This window comes from Acidiphilium sp. JA12-A1, assembly GCF_000724705.2.
Classification (GTDB): Bacteria; Pseudomonadota; Alphaproteobacteria; order Acetobacterales; family Acetobacteraceae; genus Acidiphilium; species Acidiphilium multivorum.
This window is the reverse complement of record NZ_JFHO01000143.1, coordinates 1-7,584: the sequence shown is the minus strand read 5'-3', so window position 1 is coordinate 7,584 and position 7,584 is coordinate 1. Positions and strand designations below refer to the sequence as shown.

Below are 7,584 nucleotides of genomic sequence, written 5' to 3'. Positions count from 1 at the left end.
GCGCTTGCCGGCGAGGCCCGCCGCCCCCGGCTGGTAGGCGACCTGCACCTCGTCCGACCCGGCGATGGCGCGGACGGCGCCGGCGGTGGCGCGCTTGAATTCCTCGCTGCGGGAGGGTTCGGCCGGCATCAGGCGCCGCGGCGGGGATGCACGCCGGTTTCAACCTCCGCGTTGAAGCAGCGCTGGTAGTATTCGGCCACGGTGGCGCGCTCGGCCTCGTCGCACTTGTTGAGGAAGGTGAGGCGGAAGGCGAAGCCGACATCGTTGAAGATGCGGGCGTTCTCGGCCCAGGTGATGACGGTGCGCGGGGACATCACGGTGGAGATGTCGCCGTTGATGAAGCCGGCGCGGGTGAGATCGGCCAGGGCGACCATGCTCTCGATCCGCTTCTTCTCCGCCGCGTCCGCCTCGGTGATGCCGAGCTTGGCCATGACGATGGAGACTTCCTGGCCGTGCGGCAGGTAGTTCAGCGTGGCGACGATGTTCCAGCGGTCCATCTGGCCCTGGTTGATCTGCTGGGTGCCGTGATAGAGGCCGGTGGTGTCGCCGAGGCCGACCGTGTTGGCGGTGGCGAAGAGGCGGAAGGCCGGGTGTGGGCGGATGACGCGGTTCTGGTCGAGCAGGGTGAGCTTGCCCTCGACCTCCAGCACGCGCTGGATGACGAACATCACGTCCGGCCGGCCGGCGTCGTATTCGTCGAACACCAGCGCGCAGGGGTGCTGCAGCGCCCAGGGCAGCAGGCCCTCGCGGAATTCGGTGACCTGCTTGCCGTCCTTCAGCACGATCGCGTCCTTGCCGACGAGGTCGATGCGGGAGATGTGGCTGTCGAGATTGACGCGGATGCAGGGCCAGTTGAGGCGGGCGGCGACCTGCTCGATATGCGTCGACTTGCCGGTGCCGTGATAGCCCTGGATCATCACCCGGCGGTTGAGGGCGAAGCCGGCGAGGATGGCGATGGTCGTCTCCGGGTCGAAGCGGTAGGTCGCGTCGATCTCGGGGACGTGCTCGGTGCGCTCGGAGAAGGCGGGGATCTCGAAGCCGCACTCGATGCCGAAGACCTCGCGCGCCGAGACGGTGCGGTCCGGCAGGTTGATCGCCGAGGTCGGCGTGCCGCGGGTTTCGGCGATTGCAGCGAGATTGTTCATCGATCCATCATCCTCAGGTCTCTTGTCGTCAGAGTACTCGGCATGGCGCGGCGCGCAAGGGATCAGGCGCCGGCGGCGGCGCGGGGCTGACCCTCGGCGGCCGGCAGGCGGGCGCGCAGCGTCGCGTAGGCGAGGTTGATCGTCTTCAGCCGTTCCTCGGCGCTGCGGTCGCCGCCATTGGCGTCCGGGTGGTGGCGCTTGGCCAGCTCCTTGTAGCGGGCGCGCACCGCCTCGCGGGTGACCGGCCAGGCGAGGCCGAGCACGTCCAGCGCCTCGCGCAGCTCGGGCGGGGCGCGCTCGGGCTCGGGACGGCGGGCGCGGCCGAGGCCGGAAAAGGCGGCGAGCTCGGCCTCCACCGCCTCGCCGACGGCGCCGGCGCGGCCGAGCGGCCAGGTGGGGCGCTGCCAGGCGGTGTCGGCGCGCAGATGCGCCTCGATCTCGCCGGGGCTCATGCCCTTGTAGTAGTCCCAGCCGGCATTGTAGGCGCGGACATGCTCGAGGCAGAACCAGTGCCAGTCGCGCAGGTGCTCGCGCGAGCGGGGGGCGCGGTATTCGCCTTGCTTGTCGCAGTCGGGCATGTCGCAGGCGCGGCCCGGGGCATCCGGGTCGGGCGCGAAGGCGCGCACGCGGCGGGTGGTCCGGGTCATGGGCATAGTCTCGTCATGTTCCCTAATTTGCCCTTTGCCGGCGTCTTGGCAACCGGGGGGCGGCGGCGCACAATCCACCCATGACATCACGATCCGACAGAATCCGCGCGATCCTCGCGGAACGCTTCGCGCCCGGCCTGCTCGAGCTGAAGGACGACAGCGCGAAACACGCCAGCCATATCGGCCGGATGACCGGGCCGGGACACGCGCCGGAGGCGGGCGAGACGCATTACCGGCTGAAGATGGTGGCCGAGGCGTTCCGGGGGATGAACCGGGTGGCGCGGCAGCGGGCGGTGAACGAGGCGCTGAAGGCCGAGTTCGAGACCGGGCTGCACGCGCTCAGCCTCGACCTCAAGACGCCGGACGAAGCCTGAGCGCGAACGCCCGCACGCCTTCGGGCGCGACATCCGGCGCGCTGCTGCTGGACCGGCGCTTCGCGCCGCTGTTCTGGTGCCAGGCCTTCGCCGCCTTCAACGACAATTTCCTCAAGACCGCGCTGGTGGTGCTGATCCTCTACCGCGCGAAGGAGAGCACAGCACTGGTGGCGCTGGCGGGCGGGGTGTTCATCCTGCCGTTCCTGCTGTGCTCGGGGATTGCCGGCGAGCTGGCGGACCGGTTCGACAAGGCGCGGGTCGCGACCGTGGTCAAGGGGGTCGAGATCGGTGCGGCGGGGCTGGCGGTGGCGGGGTTTCTCGCCGGCTCGGTGCCGGTGCTGTTCGCGGCCCTGCTCGCCTTCGGGGTGCTGGCGGCGCTGTTCGGGCCGGTGAAATACGGGCTGCTGCCCGACCTGCTGGAGACCGCGCGGCTGCCGCTCGCCAACGCGATGGTGGATTTCGCGACCTTCCTCGCGATCCTGGCGGGGACCGCGCTGGGCGGGCTGCTCGGCGCGCGGGAGCCCTGGCTGCTCGGCGCCGTGGTGATGGGGTTCGCCCTGCTCGCCTTCGGCGCCGCGGCGCTGATCCCCCGGCCGGGGGCGGCGCGGCCGGGGCTGAAACTCTCGGCGAGCCCGGTGGCGGCCTCGGCGGATCTGCTGCGCACGCTGCGCGGCGCGGCGCCGCTGTGGCGGGCGGCGCTGGTCAACGCCTGGTTCTGGTTCGCCGGGATCACCTGCATGACGCTGCTGCCGGTGCTGACGCGGACGACGCTGGGGCGCGGGCCGGGCGCGGTGACGCTGGGGCTGACGGTGTTCTCGCTCGGCATCGGCGCGGGGAGTTTTCTCGCGGCTTCGCGGCTGCGCGGGCGGATCGCGCTGGCGCCGGCATGGGGCGGGACGGTCGCCGTCGGCATCGCGGCGCTGGCGCTGGGGGCGCTGACGGCGGCCGACCGGTTCGGGGTGACGCTGGCGCTGCTGTTCGTCGTCGCCCTCGGCGGCGGGGTGATCGCGGTGCCGAGCTTCGCCGCGGTGCAGGCCTGGGCGCCGGCGGAGGCGCGGGCCCGGGCGGTGGCGGGGACGAACATTCTCTCCGCCGCCGGGATGGTCGCGGCGAGCCTGATCCTGACCGCGCTGCTGCACGCGGGGGCCGGGCCCCGCGCGCTGTTCGCGGGGCTCGGGGCGATCGCGCTCAGTCTCGCGCTGGCGGCGCGCCGGTAAAGTTCGCCGGGCGCTTCTCGCGGAAGGCGGTCACACCCTCGGCGAAGTCCGGCGTGCGGCCCATGCGGCGTTGCAGGTCGCGCTCGAGATCGAGCTGGGCGTCGAGCCCGTTGGCGCCGGCGGCGTTGAAGGCCGCCTTCATCGCGGCGAGCGCCTGGGTCGGGCGGGAGGCGAGATCGGCCGCGACCGCGAGGGCGGCGGCGAGGAAGCCCTCGTCGGGCAGGCAGCGCCAGATCAGGCCCCAGTCGGCGGCCTGGCGGGCGGTGATGGTCTCGCCCAGCATGGCGAGGCCGCGGGCGCGGGCATCGCCCACCGCGCGGGGGAGGAAATGGGTGCCGCCGGCATCCGGGATCAGGCCGATGCGGATGAAGGCCTGGGTGAAATTCGCCGACTCGCAGGCGAGCACGATATCCGCCGCGAGGGCGAGATTGGCGCCCGCGCCGGCGGCGACGCCGTTGACCGCGGCGACGATCGGCTTCGGCAGGGCGCGCATGCGGCGGACCAGCGGATTGTAGTGCCGGTCGATCGAGGCGCCGAGATCGCGCGGGCCGCCGCCGAGGGACTGGTTGAGATCGGCGCCGGCGCAGAACCCCCTGCCCTCGCCGGTCAGCAGCACGGCGCGGACCGAATCGTCCGCCTCGATGGCGGCGAAGGCGGCGGCGAGCGCCTCGTGCACCGCCTCGTTCAGCGCGTTCAGACGGTCGGGCCGGTTGAGCTTCAGCACCCGCACCGCTCCGACGCTTTCCACGATCAGCTCTGCCGCCATTCCTGTTCCTCCCTGCGTTCCGGGCGACTAGTGTGCGCCGGTGCGCCGAGTATGGCGAGAACTGACGCTTACGGCAATAAGGAGACGAAATGAGCATCTCGATCGCGATCCATGGCGGGGCGGGCACGATGCGGGCGGCGGACATGACGCCGGAGATGGCGGAGGCGCGGCACGAGGGGCTGCGGCGGGCGCTGCGCGCGGGCTGGGACGTGCTGAGCGAGGGCGGCTCGGCGCTGGACGCGGTGGCGGCGGCGGTGGTGGTGCTGGAGGACGATCCGCTGTTCAATGCCGGGCGCGGGGCGGTGCTGACCGATGCCGGCACGCTGGAGATGGACGCCGCGATCATGAACGGGGCGGATCGCGCGGCGGGGGCGGTGGCCGGGATCTGCGGGCCGGTGAACCCGGTGCTGGCGGCCCGGGCGGTGATGGAGACGACGCCGCATGTGCTGATGATCGGCGACGGCGCGCTGGCGGTGGCGCGGGCGGCGGGGCTGGAATTCGAGACCGAGGCCTATTTCGAGACGCCTAACCGGCGGGCGGCGCTGGAGATGGAGCTGGCGCGCCGGGCCTCGGGCGCGCCGGACACGCGCTCGGACGCCGACCGGCACGGCACGGTGGGGGCGGTGGCGCGGGACGGGCACGGGCATCTCGCCGCGGCGACCTCGACCGGCGGGATCACCGCCAAGCGCGCCGGGCGGGTGGGCGACACGCCGGTGTTCGGCGCCGGCACCTTCGCCGATGACGAGACCTGCGCGGTGAGCTGCACCGGGACGGGCGAGGTGTTCATCCGCTATACCGCCGCCGCCGACATCGCGGCGCGGCTGCGCTACAAGGGCGAGAGCCTGGCGAAGGCGGCGGCGGACGTGATCGCCGAGCTCGCGCCGCGCGGCGGCGATGGCGGGCTGATCGCGCTCGGCGCCGCCGGCGACCCGGTGATGCCGTTCAATTCGTCGGGCATGTATCGCGGCATGATCGGCGGCGACCGGATGCTGCGCACGGCGATCCACCGCGAGGAATTTCGCGCCGTTCCGTTGTGAGGTGCGGGCATTTCCCTTGCACCTTGCCGGGCGGGACGCTAGCTCGTGCAGCTGAATTGGATGAGGATGAAGGCAGATGGCGTATAAAGTTGCAGTTGTCGGGGCCACCGGGGCGGTCGGGCGCGAGATGCTCAAGACGCTCGCGGAGCGGAACTTTCCCGCCTCCGAGGTGATCGCCCTCGCCTCCCCGCGCTCGGCGGGGCAGCAGGTGAGCTTCGGCGACGAGGCGATCCTCACCGTGAAGAACCTGGAGACCTTCGATTTCCGCGGGGTGGATTTCGGCCTGTTCTCGCCGGGCGCCTCGATCTCGGCGGTGCACGCGCCGCGCGCGGCCGAGGCGGGGTGCATCGTGATCGACAATACCAGCCATTTCCGCATGGAGCCGGACGTGCCGCTGGTGGTGCCGGAGGTGAACACCCACGCGCTGGAAGCCTTCATGGCGAAGCCGGACTGGCGGCGGATCATCGCCAATCCGAACTGCTCGACGATCCAGATGGTGGTGGCGCTGAAGCCGCTGCACGAGAAGTTCGGCATCCGCCGCGTGTCGGTGGCGACCTACCAGTCGGTCTCCGGCGCGGGCAAGGAGGGCATGGACGAGCTGGAGCGCGCGACCAAGGCCACCTATGTCCACGAGACGACGAAGCCGGAAGTCTTCACCAAGCCGATCGCCTTCAACGTGATCCCGCATATCGACGTGTTCATGAAGGACGGGGCGACCAAGGAAGAGTGGAAGATGACGGTCGAGACCCGCAAGATCCTCGACCCCGATATCGCGGTGTTCGCGACCTGCGTGCGGGTGCCGGTGTTCATCGGCCATGGCGAGGCGGTGCATGTCGAGTTCGCCAACCCGGCGCCGCTGGAAGCGGCACGGGCGGCGCTGCGCGCGGCCCCGGGCGTGACGCTGTTCGACGAGCGCGAGGATGGCGGCTACGTCACCCCGCTGGAATGCCAGGGCGAGGATGCCGTCTATGTGTCGCGGTTGCGGGTCGATCCCACGGTGCCGCACGGGCTCGGCTTCTGGTGCGTTTCGGACAATCTGCGCAAGGGCGCGGCGCTGAACGCGGTGCAGATCGCCGAGACGATCGTCAAGCGCGGACTGATCGGCAGGAAGGCCGCCTGATTATCCGGGAAGGCCGATTGACGAGACCGCGTCGATCGGCCTAAACCCCCGTCCGTCGGCGGACGTAGCTCAGCTGGTAGAGCGCCAGGTTGTGGTCCTGGATGTCGTGGGTTCGAGCCCCATCGTTCGCCCCATCTTTTTGCCCCTCGCAATTCCCTCATGGCAGATCCATCGGGTTCTCATCTCCGGGCGGTGATCCTGGCCGGCGGCGCCGGGCGGCGGCTCGGCGGGGTGGACAAGGCGCTGCTGATCCTGCACGGACGGACGATGCTCGATCACGCCATCGCAACGGTTTCGGGACAGGTCGGCGCCGTGGCACTCAGCGCGGCGGGCGATGCGGCGCGTTTCGCGCGGTTCGGGATTCCGGTGCTGGAGGACGGGCGGCATCGCGGCAAGGGGCCGCTGGCCGGGGTGCTCGCCGGGATGCGCTGGGCGGCGGCTTCAGGCGGCGAGACGCTGCTGAGCCTGCCGGTGGACACGCCCTTCGCGCCGCGCGACCTTGCGGCCCGGCTTGGCGCGGCACCCGCGGTGGCGGCCTCGCACGGGCGGACGCATCATCTCGTCGCACTCTGGCCGGTGGCGGCGGCGGACGCGCTGGAGCGCTTCCTCGACGGGAAGGGACCATACCGGGTGTCGGGCTTCGCGGCGGAGATCGGGATGCGCGCGGTGGCGTTCGCGGATGAGCGCGACCCGTTCGTCAACATCAACACGCAGGCCGATCTCGACGCGGCGGAGGCGGGGCGGTGCTGAACGCGTTCATCGCCGATTTCCTCTATGCCGCGGTGGCGCTGTTCGTCATCATCGATCCGGTCGGCACCGCGATCATCTTCGCGGCGCTCACCACGCATGACGACGCGGCGAAGCGGCGGACGATCGCCAAGCGGGCCTCGGCGATCAGCTTCCTCGTGCTGCTGGTGTTCGGCCTCGCGGGGGAAAAGCTGCTGCGGCTGCTCGGGATCGGGATTCCGGCCTTGCAGATCGCCGGCGGGGCGCTGCTGTTCCTCTCGGCCAAGGACATGGTGACGGCGAAGGGCGAGCTGCGGGCGAGCAGCGAGGAGCGCAGTGCGGCGAGCGAGTCGACCGAGGATATCAGCGTGTTTCCGCTGGCGATTCCGCTGATCGCCGGGCCGGGCGGGATGACCACGATGGTGCTGCTGCACGCCAAGGCGGGCGGGCAGCCGGGGGCGGTGCTCGCCAACGCGCTGGCGCTGGCGGCGATGATCGCGGCGACCCTGGTTTCGATGCTGGGCGCGCGGCGGCTCGCGCGGCTGATGGGGG

10 protein-coding genes and 1 tRNA gene are annotated in these 7,584 nt (G+C 71.5%); 7 read left to right on the top strand and 4 right to left on the bottom strand.

The features are described from left to right. From RT91_RS20935 to RT91_RS18595, 3 genes are all read right to left on the bottom strand, one after another. On the bottom strand, window positions 1-129 hold a 129-nt coding region (locus RT91_RS20935; protein ID WP_152982873.1), incomplete at its 3' end, for a hypothetical protein. Continuing rightward, window positions 129-1,145 (bottom strand): cobaltochelatase subunit CobS, encoded by a 1,017-nt coding sequence (gene cobS, locus RT91_RS18600; RefSeq protein ID WP_007423827.1) that lies wholly within the window; start codon window positions 1,143-1,145, stop codon window positions 129-131. The genes cobS and RT91_RS20935, both read right to left, overlap by 1 nt. A gap of 62 nt (window positions 1,146-1,207) precedes the next feature. Beyond that, on the bottom strand, window positions 1,208-1,798 hold the full coding sequence (locus RT91_RS18595; RefSeq protein WP_013640163.1) for a J domain-containing protein: 591 nt from the start codon (window positions 1,796-1,798) through the stop codon (window positions 1,208-1,210). Between the two features lie 74 nt (window positions 1,799-1,872). On the opposite strand from RT91_RS18595, the gene RT91_RS22045 reads away from it, so the two are divergent. Together RT91_RS22045 and RT91_RS22150 are read left to right on the top strand one after the other, a co-directional pair. Next, window positions 1,873-2,166: a BolA family transcriptional regulator gene (locus RT91_RS22045; RefSeq protein WP_007423540.1), complete on the top strand. Its 294-nt coding sequence runs from the start codon at window positions 1,873-1,875 to the stop codon at window positions 2,164-2,166. Beyond that, a complete protein-coding gene (locus tag RT91_RS22150) occupies window positions 2,163-3,383 on the top strand; it encodes an MFS transporter (protein ID WP_275470333.1) in 1,221 nt (406 codons plus the stop codon). The genes RT91_RS22045 and RT91_RS22150 overlap by 4 nt, the downstream gene beginning before the upstream one ends. Here RT91_RS22150 and paaG read toward each other — a convergent pair. Beyond that, window positions 3,355-4,149, bottom strand: coding sequence for a 2-(1,2-epoxy-1,2-dihydrophenyl)acetyl-CoA isomerase PaaG (paaG, locus tag RT91_RS18580; protein ID WP_035189153.1), 795 nt, complete (start codon window positions 4,147-4,149; stop codon window positions 3,355-3,357). The two genes, RT91_RS22150 and paaG, sit on opposite strands and share 29 nt — an antisense overlap. Before the next feature lie 89 nt (window positions 4,150-4,238). Between paaG and RT91_RS18575 the strand changes: the two genes are divergently transcribed. The 5 genes from RT91_RS18575 to RT91_RS18555 form a co-directional block, all read left to right on the top strand. Next, the gene (locus RT91_RS18575) at window positions 4,239-5,186 is read left to right on the top strand and encodes an isoaspartyl peptidase/L-asparaginase family protein (RefSeq protein ID WP_035189151.1); all 948 of its coding nucleotides are present in this window, start codon (window positions 4,239-4,241) and stop codon (window positions 5,184-5,186) included. Window positions 5,187-5,262: 76 nt separating this feature from the next. Beyond that, entirely contained in the window at window positions 5,263-6,306 is a 1,044-nt protein-coding gene (locus tag RT91_RS18570) for an aspartate-semialdehyde dehydrogenase (protein ID WP_007423747.1), read from the top strand. A gap of 58 nt (window positions 6,307-6,364) precedes the next feature. Then, a tRNA-His gene (locus RT91_RS18565) sits at window positions 6,365-6,440 on the top strand. A 25-nt stretch (window positions 6,441-6,465) separates the two neighbouring features. Next, window positions 6,466-7,056, top strand: a complete 591-nt coding sequence (mobA, locus tag RT91_RS18560) for a molybdenum cofactor guanylyltransferase MobA (RefSeq protein ID WP_035189149.1) — start codon at window positions 6,466-6,468, stop codon at window positions 7,054-7,056. Further along, on the top strand, window positions 7,050-7,584 hold a 535-nt coding region (locus RT91_RS18555), incomplete at its 3' end, for a MarC family protein (RefSeq protein ID WP_035189146.1). The genes mobA and RT91_RS18555, both read left to right, overlap by 7 nt.